Source organism: Pseudomonas sp., assembly GCF_028293835.1.
Lineage (GTDB): Bacteria > Pseudomonadota > Gammaproteobacteria > Pseudomonadales > Pseudomonadaceae > Aquipseudomonas.
On the sequence record NZ_JAQGNX010000160.1, the window covers coordinates 1 to 23,927 of the forward strand.

The 23,927-nt window shown below is 56.3% G+C and carries 17 protein-coding genes; 8 read left to right on the plus strand and 9 right to left on the minus strand.

What is annotated here, in order from left to right; all coding sequences use genetic code 11:
* Positions 1-6,075 (plus strand): Ig-like domain-containing protein (locus JWR17_RS21475; protein ID WP_299834610.1); only part of this gene is annotated, 6,075 nt, incomplete at its 5' end.
* Positions 6,076-6,120: 45 nt separating this feature from the next.
* The gene (locus JWR17_RS21480) at positions 6,121-7,614 is read left to right on the plus strand and encodes a TolC family protein (RefSeq protein ID WP_299834612.1); all 1,494 of its coding nucleotides are present in this window, start codon (positions 6,121-6,123) and stop codon (positions 7,612-7,614) included.
* Positions 7,615-7,751: 137 nt separating this feature from the next.
* On the opposite strand, the gene JWR17_RS21485 is transcribed toward JWR17_RS21480, so the two are convergent.
* The 5 genes from JWR17_RS21485 to argH all read right to left on the minus strand — a co-directional run bounded on the left by JWR17_RS21485 (position 7,752) and on the right by argH (position 13,040).
* A complete protein-coding gene (locus JWR17_RS21485) occupies positions 7,752-8,939 on the minus strand; it encodes an MFS transporter (RefSeq protein WP_299834614.1) in 1,188 nt (395 codons plus the stop codon).
* Positions 8,940-8,969: 30 nt separating this feature from the next.
* The gene (locus JWR17_RS21490; protein ID WP_299834616.1) at positions 8,970-9,803 is read right to left on the minus strand and encodes an ABC transporter substrate-binding protein; all 834 of its coding nucleotides are present in this window, start codon (positions 9,801-9,803) and stop codon (positions 8,970-8,972) included.
* Positions 9,804-9,830: 27 nt separating this feature from the next.
* On the minus strand, positions 9,831-10,595 hold the full coding sequence (locus tag JWR17_RS21495) for an amino acid ABC transporter ATP-binding protein (protein WP_299834618.1): 765 nt from the start codon (positions 10,593-10,595) through the stop codon (positions 9,831-9,833).
* A 21-nt stretch (positions 10,596-10,616) separates the two neighbouring features.
* Positions 10,617-11,495 (minus strand): amino acid ABC transporter permease, encoded by an 879-nt coding sequence (locus tag JWR17_RS21500; RefSeq protein ID WP_299834620.1) that lies wholly within the window; start codon positions 11,493-11,495, stop codon positions 10,617-10,619.
* A 117-nt stretch (positions 11,496-11,612) separates the two neighbouring features.
* On the minus strand, positions 11,613-13,040 hold the full coding sequence (gene argH, locus JWR17_RS21505) for an argininosuccinate lyase (protein ID WP_299834622.1): 1,428 nt from the start codon (positions 13,038-13,040) through the stop codon (positions 11,613-11,615).
* 211 nt (positions 13,041-13,251) lie between these two features.
* Between argH and JWR17_RS21510 the strand changes: the two genes are divergently transcribed.
* Positions 13,252-14,220 (plus strand): LysR family transcriptional regulator, encoded by a 969-nt coding sequence (locus JWR17_RS21510; RefSeq protein WP_299834624.1) that lies wholly within the window; start codon positions 13,252-13,254, stop codon positions 14,218-14,220.
* 11 nt (positions 14,221-14,231) lie between these two features.
* Here JWR17_RS21510 and JWR17_RS21515 read toward each other — a convergent pair whose 3' ends face one another.
* Positions 14,232-14,918, minus strand: a complete 687-nt coding sequence (locus JWR17_RS21515) for an HAD-IA family hydrolase (RefSeq protein ID WP_299834626.1) — start codon at positions 14,916-14,918, stop codon at positions 14,232-14,234.
* Between the two features lie 115 nt (positions 14,919-15,033).
* On the opposite strand from JWR17_RS21515, the gene JWR17_RS21520 reads away from it, so the two are divergent.
* Both JWR17_RS21520 and JWR17_RS21525 read left to right on the plus strand, forming a co-directional pair.
* Positions 15,034-16,527 (plus strand): YdgA family protein, encoded by a 1,494-nt coding sequence (locus JWR17_RS21520; RefSeq protein WP_299834627.1) that lies wholly within the window; start codon positions 15,034-15,036, stop codon positions 16,525-16,527.
* A 222-nt stretch (positions 16,528-16,749) separates the two neighbouring features.
* On the plus strand, positions 16,750-17,688 hold the full coding sequence (locus JWR17_RS21525; RefSeq protein WP_299834629.1) for a LysR family transcriptional regulator: 939 nt from the start codon (positions 16,750-16,752) through the stop codon (positions 17,686-17,688).
* Here the strand turns inward: JWR17_RS21525 and JWR17_RS21530 are convergent.
* Entirely contained in the window at positions 17,682-19,037 is a 1,356-nt protein-coding gene (locus JWR17_RS21530) for a PLP-dependent aminotransferase family protein (protein WP_299834631.1), read from the minus strand. The two genes, JWR17_RS21525 and JWR17_RS21530, sit on opposite strands and share 7 nt — an antisense overlap.
* An 89-nt stretch (positions 19,038-19,126) precedes the next feature.
* Between JWR17_RS21530 and JWR17_RS21535 the strand changes: the two genes are divergently transcribed.
* Positions 19,127-20,089 (plus strand): threonine dehydratase, encoded by a 963-nt coding sequence (locus JWR17_RS21535; RefSeq protein WP_299834633.1) that lies wholly within the window; start codon positions 19,127-19,129, stop codon positions 20,087-20,089.
* Positions 20,090-20,168: 79 nt separating this feature from the next.
* Here the strand turns inward: JWR17_RS21535 and cysC are convergent, their stop codons facing one another.
* Positions 20,169-20,771: an adenylyl-sulfate kinase gene (cysC, locus tag JWR17_RS21540; RefSeq protein ID WP_299834635.1), complete on the minus strand. Its 603-nt coding sequence runs from the start codon at positions 20,769-20,771 to the stop codon at positions 20,169-20,171.
* Positions 20,764-21,459: a sulfotransferase family 2 domain-containing protein gene (locus tag JWR17_RS21545; protein WP_299834637.1), complete on the minus strand. Its 696-nt coding sequence runs from the start codon at positions 21,457-21,459 to the stop codon at positions 20,764-20,766. The genes cysC and JWR17_RS21545 overlap by 8 nt, the downstream gene beginning before the upstream one ends.
* A gap of 326 nt (positions 21,460-21,785) precedes the next feature.
* Here JWR17_RS21545 and JWR17_RS21550 point away from each other — a divergent pair, with 326 nt between their 5' ends.
* Together JWR17_RS21550 and JWR17_RS21555 are read left to right on the plus strand one after the other, a co-directional pair.
* Complete coding sequence (locus JWR17_RS21550) at positions 21,786-23,237, plus strand: DUF3375 domain-containing protein (protein WP_299834639.1); 1,452 nt, start codon at positions 21,786-21,788, stop codon at positions 23,235-23,237.
* Between the two features lie 2 nt (positions 23,238-23,239).
* Positions 23,240-23,896 carry a DUF4194 domain-containing protein gene (locus JWR17_RS21555; RefSeq protein ID WP_299834641.1) on the plus strand — a complete coding sequence of 219 codons (657 nt, stop codon included), beginning with the start codon at positions 23,240-23,242 and terminating at the stop codon, positions 23,894-23,896.
* Positions 23,897-23,927: the final 31 nt, after the last annotated feature.

The following is a 23,927-nucleotide window of genomic DNA, read 5'->3' on the forward strand; positions in this document are numbered from 1 at the left end:
ATCACCATCGAAGGCGATTTCAATAAAGACGGAGTTGCCGACGTCACCTTGAGTGGGCAAAACAAGTACCGGGTTATTGAGGTCGAGGCTGGCAAGACCGTGACCCTTGATGGCCTGGTAATTACTAAAGGCTTGGCGACCGGCGATGGTGGCGATGGTGGCTTTGGTGCATCTCCAGTTGGTGGCGGCATTAGCAACTTCGGCAACCTTACCTTGAGCAATGTCACTGTCACGGCGAACGCCGCTTCTGGCGGCGGTGGCGGTGGTGGGGTGACAACCGACTTGGTCGGCGGGGGCGGCGGCGGCGGTGGCGGCGTGAATGGCTCGGGCGGCGGAATCGGAGGATCCGCGCAAGGCTACGGTGTTGTTTTGTCTCCAGGCGGGATAGGAAGCGCCGGCGCCGGCGGTAACGGCGGGAGCTACGACGGCGTTCACTTAAATGGCTTCGGTGGTGGAGCGAATGGTAGTGGAGGACTGGGCGCGAACGGGGGCTCATATGGTTATACCCCGGGTGGGGCTGGAGGTCATGCCACAAGCGGCTCGCTTTCCATTGGCGGCGGCGGCGGCGGCGCCGGCTACAATAAGGTTGGCGGAGTCGGAGGTTCAGCCGCAGGCGGTATTTACAACGCCACCACTGGTACGCTAACTATCGTCGGCACTTCGGTGATTTCCAACAATGTCGCTGCAGGCGGTGGCGGTGGTGGCGGCGGTGCCCTCAACTACTCAATGAATGGTGGTGCAGCTGGTACAGGTGTTGGCGGCATTTTGAACAAGGGTACGCTGCTGATCACCGCCGCCAACGTCGCGGCGATGTCCGGCAACGCTGGTGGCAGTGGTATGGGCGGGCAAACGTTAGGCGGTGGTAACACGGGGGCTTCCGTAACGGGCGTGCCCAACATCTTTAACGATGGGGGCACGCTCAACATTAACTATGTCCAGTTACCCACCGCTAGCATCGTCGTCGCAACCCCCACGCTAAACGTCGGCTCGACGTCATTGGTGACCTTCACTTTCTCCAGCGCAGTTACCGGTTTTACCAACGCCGACCTGACCATTCCCAATGGCACATTGACCGCTGTCACATCCAGTGATGGCGGCATCACCTGGACGGCGACCTTTACGCCGACCAACGCTATAACCGATACAACCAACCTGATCACCCTTGACAACACCGGCATTCAGAACAGCACGGGTATAGCCGGCGTTGGCTTCTCCAGCTCCAACAACTACACCATCGACACTGTTCCGCCCACCGCTACCATCGCGATGTCGAATACCGCTCTCAAGGTCGGTGATACCTCGACGGTCACCGTCACCTTCAGTGAAGCCGTCACTGGTTTCTCCAACGCCGATCTGGCCATTTCCCACGGCACGTTAACCGCAGTCAGCTCGAGTGATGGCGGTATAACCTGGAGCGCCACGTTCACACCGACTGCTGGCATCACCAATGCAACTAACCTGATCACCCTGGCCAATTCCGATGTGGCCGACACGGCAGGTAACGCTGGAGTGGGCAGCACCAGTTCGGTTAACTACGCCATTGATACGACGCGCCCGACGGCGACTATTATCGTGGCCAATACTTCGTTGAACATTGGTGCGACGTCCTTGGTGACTATCACCTTCAGCGAAGCCGTGAGCGGCTTTACCGCGGCCGATCTTACGGTCGCCAACGGCACGGTCAGCGGGTTAGGCAGCAGCGATGGCGGTATCACCTGGAATGGAACCCTGACCCCGACATCATCAATTACCGACGCCACTAACGTCGTTACGCTGAATAACACTGGCGTTACCGGTCTCTCGGGCAACGCAGGTACAGGTTCGACCAACTCAAACAACTACGTCGTCGACACTCAACGTCCTACCGCGACCATCGTGGTGGCAGACAACGCCCTGAGCATTGGTGAAACGTCGCTAGTGACCATCACTTTCTCGGAAGCGGTTACCGGCTTTACCAATGCTGATCTGACCGTTGCCAACGGTACACTGAGCAACGTCAGCTCCAGCGACGGCGGCGTTACCTGGACTGCAACGCTAACGCCTACGGCCGCCATCGCCGATAGCACTAACTTGATCACCCTGGACAACACAGGCATCAGCGACTCGGCGGGCAACACAGGCATCGGCACCGTCGGCTCGAACAACTACGCCATCGACACTCAGCGCCCGACGGCCAGCGTCGTCGTGAGCAATACAACGCTCGGTGGCAGTGGCACGTCGCTGGTCACCGTAACGTTCAGCGAAGCCGTAACCGGCTTTACTAACGCCGACCTTACAATCGCCAACGGTACACTGAGTTCGGTCAGCTCGAGCGATGGCGGTATAACCTGGACCGCGACCTTGACCCCGATTGCGGGCGTTAATGACGCGATTAACGTGATCACGCTGGACAACACTGGTGTTGCCGACACCGCAGGCAATGCGGGGAGCGGTAGCACCAATTCCAACAATTACACGATCGACACTCAGCGGCCAACGGCGACCATTGCACTCTCTGACAGCGCGCTGGCATCGGGTGAAACTTCAATGGTCACGATCACGTTCAGTGAAGCCGTGACCGGCTTTAGCAATGCCGACCTGTCCATCCCCAACGGCACCCTGAGCGCTGTGAGCAGCAGCGATGGCGGCATCACCTACACGGCGACCTTTACGCCGACCAGCAGCATTACCGACACTACTAACGTCATCACCCTGGCCAACACCGGCATATCGGATTTGGCGGGCAACGCCGGCAGCGGCACCACGAATTCAGCTAACTTCACCATTAATACCGTAGGGCCTACGTCAACGATCGTCGTGGCGGACAACGCGCTGAACGTCGGCGAGACCTCGTTGGTGACGATCACCTTCTCGGAAGCCGTTACCGGTTTCACCAACGCGGACTTAACGGTTGCCAATGGCACCCTAACCGCCGTCAGCAGCAGCGACGGTGGAACAACCTGGACCGCCACCCTTACACCGACCACGGCGATCACCGACAGTACTAACCTGATCACCCTGGACAACGCCGGCGTGCAGAATGGTATCGGTAATTCCGGCGGCGGCGTCACGGACTCGAATAACTACGCCATCGACACTGAACGTCCAACGGCAACGGTCGTGGTGGCCAATAATGCGCTGACCATCGGTCAGACCTCGCTGGTCACCATCACGTTCTCCGAGGCGGTCAGCGGTTTTACCACTGCTGATCTCGCCGTTGATAACGGAACACTAAGCAATCTCAGCAGCAGCGACGGCGGCGTGACCTGGATCGCAACACTGACCCCGACGACGGGCATCACTGACACCACTAACATGGTGCATCTGGATAACACCGGCTTCGCCGACAGCGCTGGTAACGCTGGAGCAGGAACGACGAACTCGAATAACTACGCCATCGACAGCCAGCGGCCAACCGCCACTATCGTGCTTGGCAATACGGCGCTTAAAGCGGGCGAAACGTCGTTGGTCACTGTTACCTTCAGTGAAGCGGTCAGCGGTTTTGACAACAGCGACCTGAATGTAGCCAACGGCACGCTGAGCACAATGAGTACCGGCGACGGCGGTATCACCTGGACCGCAACCTTTACCCCGACGGCCAGCATTGGTGACACCACTAACGTCATCACGCTGAACAACAACGGCGTCGCCGACGTAGCCGGCAATACAGGTGCAGGCACTACCGACTCCGGTAATTACACCATTGAAACGTTACGCCCGACCGCTACCGTCGTCGTCGCAGATAACGCGTTGAAAGTGGGTGACACTTCACTGGTCACTATCACTTTCTCGGAAGCCGTCACCGGCTTTAATAACACCGACTTGACCGTAGCCAACGGCACCCTGACCGCTGTCAGCTCTAGCGACGGGGGCATCACCTGGACCGCGACGCTGACGCCGACCACGGCGACCACCGATGCCAGCAACCTGATCACGCTGGACAATACCGGCGTACAAAATGCGTCCGGCAACGCGGGCACTGGCGTTACCGACTCGAACAACTACGCCATGGACACCACGCCGCCAACGGCAACCATCGTCGTTGCCAACCCGACCTTGCCGATCGGCGAGACGTCGCTGGTGACCATTACTTTCAGCGAAGCGGTCAGCGGTTTCAGCAACGCTGATCTAACCATTGCCAACGGTACATTGAGCGCCGTGAGCAGCAGCGATGGCGGGACAACGTGGACCGCCACCTTCACCCCGACCGTCAACGTCAGCGATCCCACTAACCTCATCACCCTGAACAGCAGCGGTGTGAACGACGCGGCTGGCAATGCCGGGTCCGGCACGACTGACTCCAATAACTATGTGATCGATACTCAGCGTCCGACGGCAACAGTTGTGGTCGCCGATAACGCGCTTAAAGCCGGTCAAACCACCACCGTGACTATCACGTTCTCTGAAGCGGTCAGCGGCTTTACCAATTCAGATCTAAGTGTGGCTAACGGTACGTTGAGCGCACTGACCAGTAGCGACGGCGGCGTCACCTGGACCGCGACGCTAACCCCGAGCAGCAATCTGGTTGACGCCAGCAACGTCATCAGCCTGAACAACGCCGGCGTAAGCGACTTGCTGGGCAATGCCGGAGCGGGCAGCACCGACTCCAACAACTATGTGATCAATACGGTGCATCCGACGGCGACGATCGTGGTTGCCAATCCGATCCTGCCAGTGGGAGAAACTTCACAAGTCATCATCACCTTCAGCACAGCGGTGGCTGGTTTTGACAACAGCGATGTTTCGGTGGCCAACGGCACATTAAGTGCCGTCAGCAGTACGGACGGTGGCGTCACGTGGACCGCGACCTTTACCCCGACGAGCAATATCGCCGACACCAGCAATCTGATCACTCTGAACAACACGGGTATCAGCGACCTGTCCGGCAACACGGGTACGGGTACAACAGACTCTAACAATTACATCATCGACACCCAGCGGCCGACTGCGACCATCGTGGTCGGCGATAGCACCGTGACGGTCGGTAAAACCACGACAGTTTCGATCAGCTTTTCTGAAGCGGTCAGCGGTTTCACCAACTCGGACCTGAGCGTTGCCAACGGTACGCTAAGCGCCCTCGCCAGCATTGACGGTGGTAAAACCTGGACAGCAACCCTGACGCCGACGGCCAACATCACCGACACCAGTAACGTGATTACGTTGAACAACGCCGGCGTCATTGACTCGGTAGGCAACGCTGGCAGCGGCACGACAGCGTCCAATAACTACGCGGTTGATACTCAGCGTCCAACCGCCAGTATCGTCGTCGCGAATACGGCGCTCACGGCGGGCCAGACTTCCCAGGTGACCATTACGTTCAGCGAAGCCGTCAGCGGCTTCGACCTGCACGATCTGAGTGCCACCAATGGCACCTTGTCCAACCTGACCACCAGCGACGGCGGTAAGACGTGGACGGCAACGCTGACACCGACGATCAATGTGAACGTCGCGAGCACTGTGGTAAGCCTGAACACCGCTGGCGTAACGGACCTGGCGGGCAATGCCGGGACGGGCAGTACCGACTCCAACAGTTTTGGGATTAACAGCGTTGCAACGACGGGCGATCCGCAATTCCGTACGTCAACGACGACCGCAGTCCCCGACCTGACGCACGTGCCGTTGCAGCCAGCCGTATTTACCTCGCCGACCGGTGCGCTTAATTCGCCGCTGGCATTTACCCCGCTGTTCGCGCAAGAAACACTTGGCAATGGCGTACCGACCCTGGGCAATATTTTTCTTAACAATCAGGCGTTGGCATCAAGCTTCATCGCGCAAGTCTTCAGCAGCGCCAACGGTGTCGGCAACACGACCAGTGGATTCCTTGGGTTCGGTGGCGGCGATGGCGGTGGCTTCGGCGAGAGTACTTTTTCAGCAACCTTTGGTCGTGAGTCAGTGCCCGATGTCTCATCGCTGAACGTCTTCGACGGCAAGGGCTGGAAGGGCGGTGGCAGTAGCGTAGGCGAAGGCTCACGCGGGATATTTGGCGCGCCGACATTGGGTCAACAATTGCACCAGCTTAAAGAGAACGAACAACGTCAGGTCAAAGAGCTGGCGTTAATGCTTGAGCAGATCGGCGCGAGTGAAGCGCAGGCCTGACTAACAACTAGAAAAGAATTTTGCTGTACTTAGGGGCGTAAAGGGATGAAGAAGGCTCGGCAGTTGTTCAGCGTCAGCTTGCTGGCGTTGATTGTGAGTGGTTGTGCAGTCACCAGTACTCCGATTGATCGTAAAGAAAGCGAGCAACGGGCCAAGGCTGACATGGTTGACATGTACAAGGACCAGGAGCCTTTAAGCGGCCCGTTGACCTTGCATGAAGCCATGGCTCGCGCCGTGAAGTACAACCTGGAAGCACGTCTGAAGGTCATGGAAGAGGCCATGGCCCAACGCCAAGTCGATCTTGCGAGTTTCGATATGCTTCCTCGCATGGCGATGAGCGCGGGCTACGCCGGGCGTAATAACGAAAGTGCTTCTAGCAGCCAGAGCGTTCGAACCGGTACTCAGTCGTTGGAGCCATCGACCTCCCAAGACCGTGACCGTGGTGTGGCTGACCTGACAACGGTCTGGAACGTACTGGACTTCGGCGTCAGTTATATCAGCGCCAAGCAGCAGGGCGACCAGCGCCTGATCGTGCAGGAACGGCGACGTAAAGTGGTCAATACCATCGTGCAGGATGTGCGCTCAGCATATTGGCGCGCCTTGGCGGCCGAGCGCTTGCTCACGCAAATCGACAGCATGATGGCCCGCGTTGAAAAAGCGCAAACCAACAGCCAGGCGATGAGCGATCAACGGGTCGGCGATCCAATCCAAGCGCTCAGCTATCAGCGCGCCTTGATTGAAGCCACGCGCCAACTTGAAAATCAACGTCGTGCGTTGTCCTTGGCCAAAACCGAGTTGGCAACATTAATTAACCTTCCGCTGGGGTCGGATTTCACCCTGGCGACGCAAAACGACTACCCGGTACCTGAGCTGAAAGTCAGCATGTCGCGTCTTGAAGACGAGGCCTTGGCGACCCGTCCAGAACTTCGCGAACAGGATTATCAAACCCGTATCAGCGCTGCCGAAACCCGCAAAGCGATGCTACGCATGTTACCGGGGCTTGAGTTCTCAGCGGGCGGTCATTACGACAGCAACTCCTTCCTGGTCAGCCAAGGCTGGGCCGATTACGGCGTTAAGGTCACTTGGAACCTGTTCAACGTTATCTCCGCTCCGGCAGCGATAAACGTCGCGAAGGCCGGCGAGTCTGTTGCCGCTGCGCGCCGCCAGGCCATGTCGATTGCGATTCTTGCGCAACTGTACGTCGCCAATGCCAACTACCAAGAGTCGCTGCGCCAGTTCAAAACCAGCCAGCAATTATCTTCACTTGACGGCCAAATCGTTGGGCAACTGCGCAACCGGTATAAAGCCAACAGCATTGGCGAACTCGATTTGATCCAAGGTGAACTCAACACCCTGCAAGCCGATCTACGCCGAGACCTGGCTTATGCCGACCTGCGCAACGCCTACGGTCAGATATTCGCTAGCGCTGGCCTTGACCCATTGCCTGTGACGCTTAAATCAACCGAAATAAAAACCATCGCCGACGCGTTGGCTACCCGTGAAAACGGCTGGGCACAAGGCGACATATCGGCGCCCTGAAGGCTTTGTCGGTAGTGTATTTCAACAGCTTAAAGTTAAAGCGCATCGCTGGAGGAGCGGGCTTGCTCGCGATTGGCCCTTGGTAGTCAATGTGCATTCGGGGCGGTTCGCGATCCGTCGCACAGCAAGCCCGCGTCCTACACCGACGTGACATGTTCCGCGACGGCCCTCATCCTGCGCCCGCTCAAAAAGCACAACGTGCCGCCCGCCGCAGTCAGGCAGCTCAGCACGTAAAACATGCTGGTCGGGGTCGAGTTGATCAGCAAGTAACCGCTGATCACCGGACTCAAGGCCCCGCCGAAAGCCGCGAGGTTCTGTGCGCCGTAGTAGCTGCCGCGCAAGGCTTCAGGGGCGATAGTGTCGATGAACAGGTATTCAGCCGGGTAAATAATCATCTCGCCCAAGGTGAAAATGAACATCGCAACACACCATGAAAACAGGCTGCCGGCATAGCTAAAACCGATTAGCCCAGCAATAAAGAACACGGTTCCCACGCAGATCCAGTAACGCAACTGCTCGCGTTTAAGGAAGCGCCCGATCTGGTACTGCATCAGGATCACCGTGACCGCGTTGCACGCGAGCACCGCCGACATGATATTCAGGGCCTGGTCTGGCTTGTACATCACCAGCAAGTACTGCGACATATATAAGGTGTAGCGCCCGTGGACGATGGTGCTCAACAGACTGCCGCAGGTGAACATGATCAGCGTGCGATCGCTTCTAAGGGTCGAGAGCGTGTTGAAAAAGCTCAGTTGTTTGCTGTCATCCCCACGCTGGGTAGGGGCGATGCCTATCATCAGGAACACGCTGCTGAGGGCTATGCCACTGGCGATCAGGAAGGGCGCCAACGGCAACTGGCCCGCGATCAATACGCCCAGCATGGGCCCGGTTGCATAACCGATATTGGTCAATGTGTAGCGCAGGGAAAACACCTTGGCGCGTAGCCCAACCGGTAAGTTCTCACTGATCATTGCCTTGGAGCCGATCAGAAACAGCGCCGACGCCGCCTCAGTGATCACCAGCGTTAATGTGGTCAGATACAGGTTATGGGCGAAGGTAAGAAGCACGAAACCAACCGAACTGGAGAGCATCGCCAGGATCAGCAGCTTGCGCTTCTCCAGGCGGTCGATGACGTAGCCGCCATACAGCCCAAGCAGCGTGGCGACGAACACTGCAATTCCCAGCAACAGACCGACGTCCTGTTGATTCAGCCCCAGCCGTTCGCTTAGAAACAACGTCAGCAAGGGACTGGTGATCGCCCGGCTGACGACGATCGTCAGCGAACAAATCATCAGGCGGCGGATCACGAGGGAGTAAGTTGCCACGGCCTGCTTATATCCTTATAAATAGTCGGCTTACATGCCTTTATTAACGTCGATCTTTTGCACGGCACCCGATTCCAGATCCCACTTCTTCAAGATCGCGCCGTAGCTGCCGTCGTCGACCATGCTTTGCAGTGTCGCGGCCACCGCGGCTACCAACTCGGGATTTGCTTTGTTGACGCCCAAACCGGTGAATTGTTTGGAAATGGCCGAGCCCAACGGTTTGTACGTGTCTTTCTCCTGGGACATCAAGTAAGGAATGGTTTCGCTGCCTTGCATGGCAGCGTCCAGGCGACCCTGGCGCAGCTGCGCGCGGGCATCCGCCGAGCCTTCTGAGCCCAATATGATCAACGCAGGCTTACCGTTGGATTCACAGTTGGCCTTGCTCCACGCCGCCGCTTCCGCAGGCCAAGTGGTGCGGCGGCTGGTACCGACTTTTTTGCCGCAGAGGTCGGTGACGTCTTTGATGTCATCGCGCTTGCTCAGTGTGTAGAACTGCGGACCGCTGGTGAAGTAGTCGATAAACGTCACGGACTTCTGCCGCTCTGCGGTATCTGTCATGCCGGACAACACCAGGTCGACGCGCTTGGTCACCAAGCCGCTGACCATCTGTTCAAACGCCGTTTCCTGCCATTGGATTTTCACGCCCAAACGCTGAGCCAATGCGTTGCCCAAGTCATAATCGATGCCGGTCAACGTGTTGGTGGCCGGGTCTTTGAAGTCCATCGGCGGATAGTTCGGCATGATTGCTACGACCAGCACGCCCTTTTCCTTGATCGCTGCTGGCAGTTCAACGGGGGTTGCAGCCCAGGCAGAAGCCGAAGCCATCAGCGCGGCAAGTACAGTAGGAATGATGAGGTTCTTCATGAAGTCGTTCTCATTTTGAGTTGTAATTTAGGTACGAACGGCAGAAATGAAGCTTTGAGTACGGGGGTTTTGTGGATTTATTAGAATTTCTTCGGGGCTGCCGGCTTCCACAATCTGGCCGGCGTCCATGAACACCATGCGATTTGAAACTTCCCGGGCGAAGCCCAATTCATGGGTCACAACAATCATTGTCATGCCGGTGTGTGCCAGATCGCGCATCACCGACAACACCTCGCCGACCAACTCCGGATCAAGGGCGGAAGTGGGTTCATCGAACAGCATCAATTTCGGGCGCATAGCCAACGCACGGGCAATCGCGACACGTTGTTGCTGACCGCCTGAAAGCTCTATCGGGTAGGCGTTACGCTTGTCAGCCAAACCCACACGGGCCAGCAACTCAATGGCCTCTTCAGTGGCTTCTTTCGGCGAGCGCTTGAGCACCTGACACGGCCCCTCGACGATGTTCTGCAATACGGTCATGTGCGGAAACAGATTAAAGCGCTGGAATACCATACCGGTCGCCAAACGCTGGCGAGCAATTTGCGCTTCTGTCAGCTCGTGCAACTTGTTGCCAACGATACGGTAACCGACCAATTCGCCATCGACCCACAAACCGCCCTTGTCGATTTTCTCCAACTGATTAACGCAGCGCAGCAGCGTGCTTTTGCCCGAGCCGGAGGGCCCGATAACGCACAGCACTTCGCCTTGTTCGACTTCCAGGCTGACGTCCTGCAAAGCGTGAAAACTGTCGTAGTACTTGTTCAGGCTGACGGCCTTGACGATGCTTCTCATGTGCAAATCTCCAGGGCAGTCTTACGAACGCTTGCCGGCGCCGCGGGCAAAGCGCAACTCGAGGCGGCTTTGACCGAAGGAAAGAACGGTGACCACAGCCAGGTACCAAATACCGGCGACGATCAGCAGTTCCATCACCCGCGCGTTGGCGTAATAGATGGTCTGCGCGTTGTAGAGCAGCTCGGAGTATTGAATGACGCTCGCCAGGCTGGTCATCTTCACCATGCCAATAAACTCATTGCCCACCGGCGGAATGATCACGCGCATGGCTTGCGGCAGAATGATCCGGCGCAAGGCCTGCAAACGCGGCATGCCGATGGATTTGGCGGCTTCGTACTGCCCGGTATCCACCGATAACAGACCTGCGCGAACCACCTCAGCGGTATACGCGCCCTGATTGATGCTCAAACCCAGCAGCGCCGCAACGAACGGCGTCATCAGGCTGACGGTGTCCATTTGAAACAGCCCCGGAATACTGATCACTGGGAAAATCAGCGCCAGGTTGAACCACAACAGCAGTTGCAAAATCAGTGGCGTGCCGCGGAATAGCCAAGTGTAGGTAATTGCCACATAGCGCAGCACCGGATTGGGCGACATGCGCATGATTGCGGTGACAACGCCGAAGAGCACGCCCAGCGCCATTGCCAGAACCGCCATAACGATGGTGTTGAACAGGCCGAACATGATGGCTTTTGATGTCAGGAACTGCCCGATGTAAGACCATTCGATCTGGCCCATGGCAAACGCCCGCACTAACCCAATCAACGCCACCACGATCAGCGTGGCGAAGAATATCCTGCCGTAATAACGTCGGGGCACGTGCTCGTACTGCGTGATATCGAACTGGTTCTCGGTTTTCTTGCGCTCGGCTTGCAAGCGCTCTGCCTGAGTCTGGCTCATGGTGAATCTCCAATAAACGCAAAACCCTATGTAGGAGCTAACGTGTTGGCGAGAGGCTTGACGCGGTTTTTTCTGGAATACCGCCTCGCCAGCACGTTGTCTCCTACAGGGCTGGTGTTAAATACGAAACCCGTTGTAGGTCTGCGCCCATTTCACCTGACCCGCCAAAGCCGTTTTCAAGCGCACAATTTGCAATCGAACTTGCTCTGGCGCGGTGCCACCCCAACCACTGCGCGCAGCGATTGCAGCTTCCAGAGTCAAGCACTTACGCACCTCCGGGGTCAGGCGCACATCAATGTCGGCCAGCATCTCTGCCGTCGCTTCCCACAACTCAATTTCGTGTTTCTCACACACCTGCACCAGCGCGCCGGTAATTTCATGGGCTTCTTTAAACGGTACGCCACGCATGGCCAGCCAATCGGCAACCTCAGTAGCCAGCGTGAAGCCCAGCGGTGCCTGACGACGCAACTCTTCGACACGAACCGTCATGGTCGCGACCATGCCGGCCATGGCTGGCAAGACCAGCAGCAAAGTATCAACAGTGTCCAGCACGCTGTTTTTGTCTTCGCTCAAATCACGGTTGTATGACAGCGGCAGGGATTTCAGGGTTGAGAGAAGTCCGGTGAGGTTACCAATCAACCTGCCGGCTTTGCCTCGGGCCAATTCAGCGATATCAGGGTTTTTCTTCTGCGGCATGATCGAGCTGCCGGTGGCATACGCGTCATCAAGTTCTACCCAGCGGAACTGGCGCGACGACCATAGGCAAAACTCCTCGGCCAAGCGCGAGATATTTACGCCGAGCATGCTCGACACGAACAGGAACTCGGCAACATGGTCACGGCTGGCTACCGCATCAATGGAGTTCTCGCACGGCCCGGTGTAGCCCATTTCTTTGGCGGAAAGCTCCGGTTGATGCGCAATGGCCGAACCAGCCATGGCCGCTGCGCCTAATGGTGAATAAGCGGTGCGCACATCCCAGTCCACCAACCGCTGCACGTCGCGCAGCAATGATTGAGCGTGGGCCAGCAAATGGTGAGCGAACACAATCGGCTGCGCTTGTTGCAAGTGGGTGAAGCCAGGGCAGATGCTTTCGATATGCTGTTCGGCTTGCTCCACCAGCGCGTTTTGCAAGCCCAACACCTCAACCGCGATGGTGCGTGCATGATCTCGCAGGAACAGACGCAGGTCGTTGGCGGTTTGGTCGTTACGTGAGCGACCGGCGCGCAGCTTGCCGCCCAACGAGCCCAAGCGTTCAGTCAGCATGCGCTCGATAAAGGTGTGGACGTCTTCGTCATCCACTGTCGGATGGATCCGGCCTTCGCGAAAATCATCGCCGATACGGTCCAGGGCTTCCAGGGTTTGCAGGGTTTCCTGCTCGTCGAGCAAGCCAGCCCGCTGCAACTCACGCGCGTGAGCACGAGAGCCGGCCAAGTCGTAAGGCGTCAGTCGAAAATAACGCTCAGGGCAACGTGAAAGCGCCGCCAGGGCTTTGGATGGGCCGCTCTTGAAGCGTGCGCCCCACAGGCGATCAGTTGCTTGAGTCATTATTTTTCCTTTTTCGAAAACATGGAATTTGTTCTGAAGTCCTGATCGATCTGTCAGGAATATAGTTGCTTGAAATCAGCAGTTTGGCGTCAATCAGACAAAAAATTCCGGGTTGCCAATCGCTGTTAGATAGGGTCATTATTGCGCGTCGGCTATATATGTCTTGTTGAGAGCAGCCTGTTGAATAGTGTCAGTGAGGTCAATAAGTATTATGGAAACCCCACTTTCCACTTCTGGAAACATGCCGCCAAAACCGGGTAGCCGAGCGCCGTTGACCCTCAGTGGTCTGGACTTCAAACTCCTGCGGGTGTTCAAGGCGGTGGTGGAAGCGGGAGGGTTCAGCGCAGCGCAGAACGAGCTGAATGTGGGCCTTGCAGCCATCAGCAAACAAATCTCCGACCTCGAAATCCGCATCGGTATGCGCCTGTGTACCCGTGGCCGCGAAGGCTTCTGCCTGACCGAAGAAGGCAAGCAGGTGTACCAGGCGTCCATTGATCTGTTTGCGTCTGTGGACAGTTTTCGCGACAAACTTGATTCCGCGCAAAACGAATTGATTGGCGATTTGACCATTGGCGTTATCGACAATACAGTCACTGATACTAATTCACCGTTAGTTAAAGCGCTGCGCAGATTAAACGACGAAGCCCCCAAAGTTAGATTGCGCCTGCACGCTGCACAGCTCGATGAGATTGAACGGGGCGTGGTTGAGGGCCGGTTTATTATGGGCATTGTGCCGGTCTATCAAAAACGCGAAGAGTTCGATTACTTCGCGTTATATGACGAGCGTTCGCAAGCCTACTGCGCTGTCGGCCACGAATTATTTTTAGCCAATGACGGCGATCTGGATGCAGACGTACTGCGCCGTCATCACGTTATCAATCATCGGTATGCGGTTCACGCCGCCAAGTCTGATTTTGTCGAGTACGACGGCTTCAGCGCATCGGCTTCTCAGGTTGAGGCCGTGGCCATGCTGATTCTGACCGGTCGTTTTGTTGGCTTTCTGCCGCAGCATTACGCCGCTGCACAGGTGCACGAAGGCACCCTGCGCGCTTTGCGTCCGGAGGTGATTAATATCGTGACGCCGTTCAATCTGATCTTGCGCCACAACGCCCCGCGAAGCCCGTTGGTAAAGGCCTTTGCCGAGGCGTTGGGTGTCGATCTAAAGGCTGGCCTTGTTTAGGCACTGGCGCATTAAAGGGCAGGTAATCCCCACGCTTCCAACGGAAACTCCTGGAGCGACGTCAAGCACAAATCAGCATGCTCATACTGTTCGATGGGCATGTGCGAGTCCGGTACGGCTATGGCAAACATCCCCGCAGCCTTGGCCGCAGTCACGCCAAACGGCGAATCTTCGAACACCAGACAATCCTTTGGATCAACCCCCAGTCGGCGAGCGGCAACCAGAAAGATATCGGGCGCAGGTTTGGCCGCACCGACTTCCGGGTCGTCAGCGGTGACGACGGTTTCGAACAGCTCGAACCATGGGCGATGCAGGGTAGTTTTGGCTTTGAAATAGTGGATCGACGAGCTGGTGCCAACAGCAATTGGGACATTGTGGGCCGCTAAATGGCGTACCAACGCCTCGGCGCCCGGCATTGCAACGGAGCGCGGAAAGCGCTCATCCAGCAGCGGTTCGCGGATGGTCAAAAACTCGTCGACAGACAGCGGCAATTCCAATGCAGCAATCACGTAACCCGCGAAATCCCGTGCTCCCCGGCCAATCGTGTTTTGTTTGATCCCCCAATCGAAGGTGCGGCCGTAACGGCTTGTAATCATATGGGTGACTTCGGTGTAGATCCCCTCGGTATCCAACAACAAGCCATCCATATCGAAAATAACGGCCTTGATGGGGCCAAATTCTTTGAGCTGTTGAGTCATTTCATCTGATCCCGTTTTCAAATCCGAACATCAGCCTACCGTCAGAGGGAAGACCGTGGCTAGCTGCGGATGATAATCTGGCGCGCTTATGGATAGCCAAGCGGGTAGGCGAGAGATGAAAACATCAGTAAAGGTTGTAGTGGGCGTTGTTGTAGCAGTCGCTGCATTGAGCTCCGCCGGAGCGTGGTACACCGGCACTCAGCTCGAAGGCGTTTTGCACACCGCAATCGATGATGCCAATCACCAGATCAAATCATCCCTCAGCGGATTCGATGGCAGCGTCACGCTGGAGTTGCTTTCCCTTGATCGCCACGTATTCAGCAGCACTGCGCATTATCGGGTGAATATCAAAAGCGCGAAGCTGGGCAAAGGCAACGAGAATATAGAGCTGTTGTTTGTCGACAATGTCGAACACGGCCCGTTGCCATGGTCGCGCTTGAAAACCCTGAACCTGTTGCCGGTCATGGCTGCCAGCAACTATGAAATCGAGAAAAACTCAGTCACCGACAAATGGTTCGCGATGACCAATGGTGCGGCGCCGGTTAAAGGCCATACCAACATTGGCTACGACCGTTCTACTGAAGGCACGCTTGAGTTACTGCCGCTAAATATCGAATCAACGAACGGCACGTTCAAATTCTCCGGGGTCAACCTTGGGGTGCAGGCTTCCGCCAATGCTGAAAAAGTTAAAATCGTCGGTACGCTTGACGATATACAAGCCAAAGTACTTTCAGAGCAAGGCCCGATCAGCTTCGCTATACATGGCTTGAGCTTCAATACTGGCGGCACAAAAGGCGCTTCAGGTTTTTACCTGGGACATAGCGACTTTAAAATTGTCAAATCGGATTTCCAGGTTGACGACAAGCCACCGGTGCAATTTAAGAACTTCGTAAACACCAGCCTGGTGCAGGAAGAGGGCGGCAACCTTTCGGCGCAGGTGACCTATGACATCGACATGATCAGCTACGGCGGCAAGGATATCGGCGCAGCGCAGATGTTGTGGAAATTGAACAACTTCGACGTTGCCGCCACTCAGTCGCTGTACACGATTTACCAGCAGAAGGTTCAGCCACAACAACAGGCTGCGGCGTTGGCCGGGCAACCGTTGAAGTTGCAATTGAGCGACGCCGATCAAGCACAGATTGATGCCGGACTGGCGAAACTGCTGACCGCCAAACCTCACATCGAACTGGAAAAGCTGTCGCTTAAAACCGTCAACGGTGAAAGCCATATCAGTGTCGCCGCGGACCTGAACAACCCAGGCGCACTGGATCAGCCTCTTCCTGACCTGGTCAATAAAATGCTCACCCAGCTGGATGCCAGGCTGTTGGTGTCCAAACCGATGATCAAAGACCTCGCGACCCAACTTGCCGCCATCAACGGCCAGACCGATCCTCAAATCATCGAGCAACAGGCACAGGGCGCGAGCGAAACCGTCGGCGGCGTGGCGGTCATGTCGCAGTTGGCCAAGGTCGAAGGCGATAACGTTGTCTCCAATCTGCACTACGCCAACGGCACAGCCGACTTCAACGGCCAGAAAATGACCGGCATGCAGTTTGCCAGTTTGATCGCGAGCAAATTTTCCGCGATGACCGGCACAGGGCAGTAACCAAGAGGATGCTGGCCGGGTTTTGAACTGCACCCCAGAGGTTGAATTTATGTCCACCTTTTGGGGCGCAGTTCATTTCTTTGTAGGGCCAACTTGTTGGCGAGGCGGCTTACGCTGGTGCGCTTGGTGTATCGCCTCGCTGACACGGCTACGCCTTAGGTATCAGTGTGAAATCCTGTCGCATCAGGTAACATTTTCCGGCGTTCGACTGACGGAATACTGATGGACACCTTTCAAAATATGCGTGCTTTCAGCCTGGTTGCCCAGACTGGTAGTTTTACCGCAGCCGCCGAACTGATGGATAAAACAACGGCCAATGTTTCCAAGGCCGTTTCCCAACTAGAGGCGCATCTTCATACCCGCCTGTTAAACCGAACCACGCGGCGCACTGCGTTGACGGAAGCCGGCAAGCGTTATCTGGTGCGCTGTGAGCGCATCCTCGAAGACATACTGGAAGCAGAAACCGAAGCGAGTGTCGCCCAGGCTAAGCCAGCCGGTAATCTAAAAGTGCATGCAATGTCGGGCATTGGTACGCACTACGTGATCGCCGCCATCGCGCGTTATCGTGAGACCCATCCTGAAGTAACGTTTGACTTGACCCTCTCCAACAAACTTCCCGATCTACTCGAGGAGGGTTACGACGTGTCGATTCTGATCGCCAGCGAACTTCCGGATTCCGGGTTCATCTCGCAACGGCTCGGCATCACCTACAACATTCTGTGCGCGTCCCCCGGTTATATCGAAAAGCACGGCCAGCCGAACACGCCAGCCGAGCTGCTGGACCATGATTGCTTGCGCATCGTCAACGCGGCGATTCCCCAAGAGAAACTGATCTTCGACGGCCCCAACGGCGAAGAAGTGGTGATCGTTTCGAGGTTTCCGTTTCACGTGAACACCGCCGACGCCATGACGGTGGCCATCCAGAGCGGTATGGGCATTGGTGTTCAGCCGATCTCTTCAGCCATCGAGGGCTTGCGCAACGGCACGCTGGTCAGGATCCTGCCGCGTCACCGATTGCAAGAGATCAACCTCTACGCGGTCTACCCGTCGCGGCAGTTCCTGGATGCAAAAATCAAAACCTGGGTCGAGTATTTGCGCGAATCAGTGCCGCTATTTTTGGCTGCCCATGAAGGCGATCTAAAAACTCATACGGTTTACTGAGCAGTTGTCTTTCCAATAATCCCTGCGACCCGCTCCAGCGCAATCTTCAGCTGTGCCCTGTCACTGGCCGCGCACAAGCTGATGCGTATGGCCTGGACGTCATTCTGCTTGACCGCGAAAACTTCGGCTGGCACCACGTCGACCTGTTCTGCTCGACACCCTTGAGCCAGCGCCATGGAAGGCATGTCGCTGGTGATCCAGACATGGGGTGAGGGGCTGTCCGATTGGTACAGCGCGGTTCCGAAAATTTTCTTTGCCAAACGCCAACGCTGAGTGGTTTCTTCGGTCTGCCACGCCAACCGACGCTGCGCGGTGCCGTCACTTATCCACTGACTGGCAATGGCCAGACACAACGGCGAAATTCCCCAGTGCGTGGCTTGGGCGTGAGGGTCAATCAGTTCAAGCACTGATGGGTCACCAGCGATCCAGCCGACGCGCAAGCCGGGCGCAACGGTTTTAGACAAACTCGTGACCAACAGTCCGCGGTTGCCCAATAGCCGGGTGAGCGGCGGCGTCGACGTCAGCGCGCCATACACATCGTCTTCGATGATCAACAGATCATGCTGACGGCTGATTTCAGCAATCTCCAGTTGGCGCTGGGGCGACATGATGGTCGAGGTCGGATTCTGCAAAACCGGCGTCAGCACCACCACTTTTGCACCCGTGGCACGTGCCATGCGGTCGAGTTCGTCGGGGATGATGCCTTGGCGATCCAGTGCAATGCCGTGCAATGGCAAACGCAGTTGCCGGCCAGCCGCCTTGATCCCGGGCGCCGTAAAGTTCTCCACCAGCACCGGGTCGCCAGGTTGACATAACGACAGCAATGCCATGAACAACCCATGCTGGGCACCGTTGCACAACATGACGTTTTCCGGCGGGACATTCAGGCCTCTGGCATTCAGCCAAGCCGCGCCTTGGGCTTTTCCAAATGCCAGATCGTCCGCGCTCAGGTAGTTTTGCAAGCGCTGCGCGTATCCGCCGCTAATCAAACCGGAAAGCGCCAACGCCTCGTCCTGACTGTTTTCATTGGTCACCGGGACGTTGGTCGATAAATCTATGATCGCTGAGCGTTCGCTAGGCTGCTTGAGCCGGAACAGCGTCGCCTCCTTGCTTCCCGCCAGCACGTAGGTGCCTCGTCCTACTTCCCCGGAAACCAAATGCCGACGCGCCGCCTCACGGTAGGCTTGCATCGTGGTACTCGGATTCAGCCCCAGATTCCACGCCAGGCGCCGTTGCGGCGGCAGGCGTTCACCAACTTTAAGCTCGCCGCTCTCGATGGCTTGGGTGATGGCCTCGACCAACGCCAAATATTTTGGCTGGCCTGAATCCGATAGCGTCGGGGTCCACATTTATTGTTGCTCATGCAATATAAGGTTTAACCCATACAATGCTCTGCGCCTAAGATCAGGTCAAACCCACCCAAAGATCACGGTGCACTATGTTTGACCTGACCGCGTTGCGCGAAGCCGCACACACCATCCGGCCCTTGATTCCAGCGACCCCGCAATACGCGTGGCCGCGCCTGGCCGAGCGTTTGGGCTGTGAGGTTTGGGTCAAACACGAAAACCATGCACCGACTGGCGCCTTCAAAGTGCGCGGCGGCTTGCTCTACGTTCAGGGTCTGCTCAGACGCAAACCGGACGTCACCGGACTGGTGACCGCGACTCGCGGCAACCACGGGCAAAGCCTGGCGACGGCGGCGCGAAATGCCGGTTTGCCGATCATCATCGTCGTGCCCCTTGGTAACTCCCAGGAAAAAAACGCCGCTATGCGAGCCATGGGCGCGCAGTTGATCGAGTACGGCCAAGACTTCGACGAAGCCCGCACCGAAGCGGCGCGTCAGGCTGAACAGCACGGCTATGAAAGCGTCCCGGCGTTCCACCCGGACTTGATCCTGGGCGTCGCCACCTATGCCTTGGAATTACTGGAAGCGGTGCAGGATTTGAAGACCGTGTACGTACCCATCGGCATGGGCTCGGGCATCTGTGGGCTCATACAAACGCGAGACTTACTTGGCTTGAACACCGAAATCGTCGGCGTCGTCTCCGAACACGCCGACGCTTTCGCTCAAAGCATCGAGCAAGGAAAAATTGTCACCACCGAAACCGCCAACACCTTCGCCGACGGCATGGCCTGCCGCATGCCCTTACCGGAAGCATTCGAAATCATCCGCAACGGCGCAGCCCGAATCGTCAGGGTCAGCGAACATGACATCGCCAGCGCCATCCGCATCTTCCACGAAGACACCCACAACACCGCCGAAGGCGCTGGGGCTGCGGGACTGGCGGCGTTGGTGAAAGAGCAAGATCGCCAGAAAGGGCAGAACGTTGCAGTGATCCTGAGCGGGGCGAATATTGATCGCGAGCTGTTTGGGCGGGTGCTTACGGGGGAAGGCTTCTGATTTCTATAGGAGATTGCGCCCTGTCTTCAACGCCTCGCTCCCACAAGTTATCAATCAACTTCACGCGGTCCGGGCGCTATCACGCAGGCTGATCTTCACCCAACCGCCATACCAACCCTTCAACAAACGCTTCGCAGTCATTTGAGCTGGTGTCGATGGTGTATTCGGGCTTCAACGGCACCTCGTAAGGGCTGTCGATTCCGGTGAAATTTGTGATTCGTCCTTCTTTCACCGCGCGATACAGGCCTTTTGCATCGCGTCGGACACATTCCGACAGCGGGGTGCTGACATGGACCTCAATGAACTGATCCTCGGCAAAACCCTGCCGGCCAGCGTCTCGATCCACACGGAACGGCGAGATGGCCGAGACGATAACGATCAGGCCGGCATCGACCATCAGTTTCGCGACCTCGGCAATTCGTCTTACGTTCTCGTGACGGTCGGCGTCAGTCATGCCCAAGTCCTGACAAAGCCCTTGCCGTAGGCGATCACCGTCCAGCAAGTAGCTGTGCCTGCCTTGTGCTTGTAGGGCTTGATCCAGTTGATTGCCGAGCGTGGATTTTCCCGCACCTGACAAACCGGTAAACCAGACACAACAGGCGCGTTGCTGCTTCATGCCCGCACGGGTTGCCTGCTCAACGGCCAGCGTCGGCGCGATAATAAGGGGGCGCACATTAATCATAGGCAAACAGCTCGTAGTCACGGGCATAGACCTCGCGTATTTTGCGCCGGGTTGCGGCGGAGCAGACGTTACGGTTCTCGTCACCTTGTCCCGGGGTACGGTTGATGTGCTGGAGTTCGGCTTTGACATTAAGGTGCCTACACAGCGTGAGGAAGTCAACGATAAGGCTTTCTTGTCGCCCAATGAAATCAACATCTATTGATCCCATCGCGTTTTCCAGAAAGCAATGTTGCGGTACGAAGTGGATCTGTTTTTTAATATTTTCCGGATGCAGCCAGTTGTCTATAAACGCATCAAAGCTTGGGTATTTGTTAACTAACTCTCGCGCCGATTTGTCCCGTCGCTGAGTGTTCTGCATCAAATAGTTATAGGCCGACAAAGCGCGTTGTAACGGATCGCGTACAAAACCAAACTTGAAATAATGAGCGTAGCGGTCGGCGAATTCCTTCTCATACCAATACAGCGGCAAATGCCCAGTGGGCGTGTCGCCGAAAAGCGACATGGCGACACTGCTGCCCGCGCACTTCGGGACATGGATAAAAACGCACTCAAGCTCGTCAAAAGCCTGCGGAAAGCGAATTCTGCCCGACAACGCCTTATCCACGACCTGCCGATCAACCACTGAAAGTCGCTCGAGCAACATTTCTCGCTGAACCTTTGGAATCAACTTCCAAAACAAGCGGGTCATAAGGGCGGCCTGTAACTTCGAATTAATTAGTCCATCAGGGTACAGCTAAGAAATGTCATTCCCACAAAATTTTCACACTCTTTACATAAAGGTTTTGCTGGGTGGATTGTGTGAAAATTATGTTAAATAATTTGTAAGGTTATTGTAAGGCCGAGGTGCGATAGGTGACGTTGTCTGGAGTCTGAAGGATGCCGACTGCAGATCACCGCCGTTGGGTCAACACTGCCCGAATACTAGCCGAACGAGTAGTGAAATAAATCACAGCTGGAAAAATTGGCATCCAGGCCACATTGTTGACGTCACCCGATTAGGATTGGAATCAGTCAGTGATCGATTACGCCACCCTTGAGGCCATGCTTACCCACCATCCGGCGTGGCGGCTTCTACGTTCAGGTCACGCTCCGTTAGTGGCCAGCTTCCTGTACGCCGCGTTTGTGGCCCCCAATGTGCGGGTTATTGCTGCTGGTGATTTGGCAGAGAGTCTGGAGGATGAACTCTACGTATTGCGTAGGCGCCTGGGAGACGACGCCTTTCCCAGGCCAGCTCTGTTTTATCTTGATGAATGGGCAAGCCCCGAGAAGGGCTGGCTGCGCAAATTTTATCGCCAAGGCTCAGACGAGCCGCAGTTTGATCTGACGCCGTCGACCGAAAAAGCTATCACCTGGTTGGAGTCACTTACCGAGCGCGGCTTCGTGGGTACGGAGTCGCGCCTGTTGACCTTATTTGAACTGCTCAAGCAAATGAGTGAAGGCAGCGAAACCGACCCCACCAAGCGTGTTGCCGAATTGCAAAAGCGTCGCGACGATATCGACGCCGAGATTACGCAAATACTTTCCGGCAATGTTCCGCTACTTGATGACACCGCATTAAAAGACCGCTTCCAACAGTTCACTCAACTGGCAAGAGAGCTGCTTTCCGATTTCCGTGAAGTTGAGCATAATTTTCGTCTGCTTGACCGACGAGTTCGCGAGCGCATAGCACTTTGGGATGGCGCCAAAGGTGCCCTGCTCGAAGAGATCATGGGCCAGCGCGATGCCATATCGGATTCTGATCAAGGACGTAGTTTCAACGCTTTTTGGGCGTTTTTGATGTCGAGTCGTCGGCAGGAGGAACTCACTGAGCTGCTTGACCGAGTGTTGGCGTTGGCTCCGGTGGCCGAGTTAAAACCTGATATCCGCACTCGGCGGGTGCATTACGACTGGCTGGAGGCAGGAGAGCACACACAGCGAACCGTTGCGCAGCTCTCTCACCAGTTGCGGCGCTTCCTGGATGACAAGGTCTGGCTTGAGAACCGCCGCATCATGGACATCCTGCGAAGTATCGAAGCTAAAGCCTTGAGCGCGCGTGGTAATCCGCCGACTGGCGAATTCATGGACATAGCTGAGCTGGCTGCCAGCGTCGAGTTACCGATGGAACGGCCGTTGCACACACCATCAATCAAACCGATATTTGCCGATATTTCCTTATTGGCAGGTGACGAAGACCTGGATGCTGGCGCGCTGTATTCCCAGCAGATAGTTGATGCCGAAAAGTTAGCAGGCCATATCCGTCATGCATTGCAGGATCGAGTGCAAATTACCCTGCGCGAGGTGACCAACCTCTGGCCTGTCGAACAGGGGTTGGCAGAGGTGGTGGCTTACCTTCAACTGGGCACTGAATTGTTTAAAGCCGTCGTGGATGAGAGTACTCCGGAGACTATTTATTGGGAGGCCCAAAGCAGTGACGGGACTCCTGTGAACAAGCAGGCTTTGTTGCCGCGCATCATTTTTGTGAGGTGAGGATGAACGAGGAGAACACCGTTCTTGAGGTCACCACGGCGCCTGTCCAGTCGGATCTATCAACACTGGTGATTACCCTTCTGAAGGGCGTCATCTATCGAGAAGGCAACGAATTGTTGTGGAGCGATCTAATTGGGCTACAGGCTCGTGTTCGTGACTATGTAGGCGTGTTGGGCCTCGATCTGACGCTGGATGAATCCGAGGGTCACGCGTTTCTCAAAGGCCGTTCTGAAGGGCCCGAGGAAGACGTTGCCTCCAAATTACCTAGACTTGTCGCACGTCGGCCATTGTCCTTCCCCGTCAGCCTGCTGCTGGCTTTGTTACGCAAGCGGCTAGCAGAGTTCGACGCAAGTGGCGGTGATACCCGGATGGTGCTGAAGCGAGACGAGATTGTTGAACTGGTGCGAGTGTTCCTACCCGACAGCAGTAATGAAGCGAAGCTCATTGACCAGATCGACACTCATATCAGCAAGATCGTAGAGCTAGGTTTTTTACGCCGTCTCAAGAACCTCAATGCGCCGCTTAGCTACGAGGTTAGGCGCATTCTCAAGGCTTTCGTTGATGCCCAATGGCTGGCGGAATTTGATACCCGACTGGCGCAGTATCAGGCCATGTTTACAGGTGAGGCCGCAGGCGAGTTGGAGGCCGACAAAGATTAATCGACAGAAAAGCACAAGCACATGGACGTGC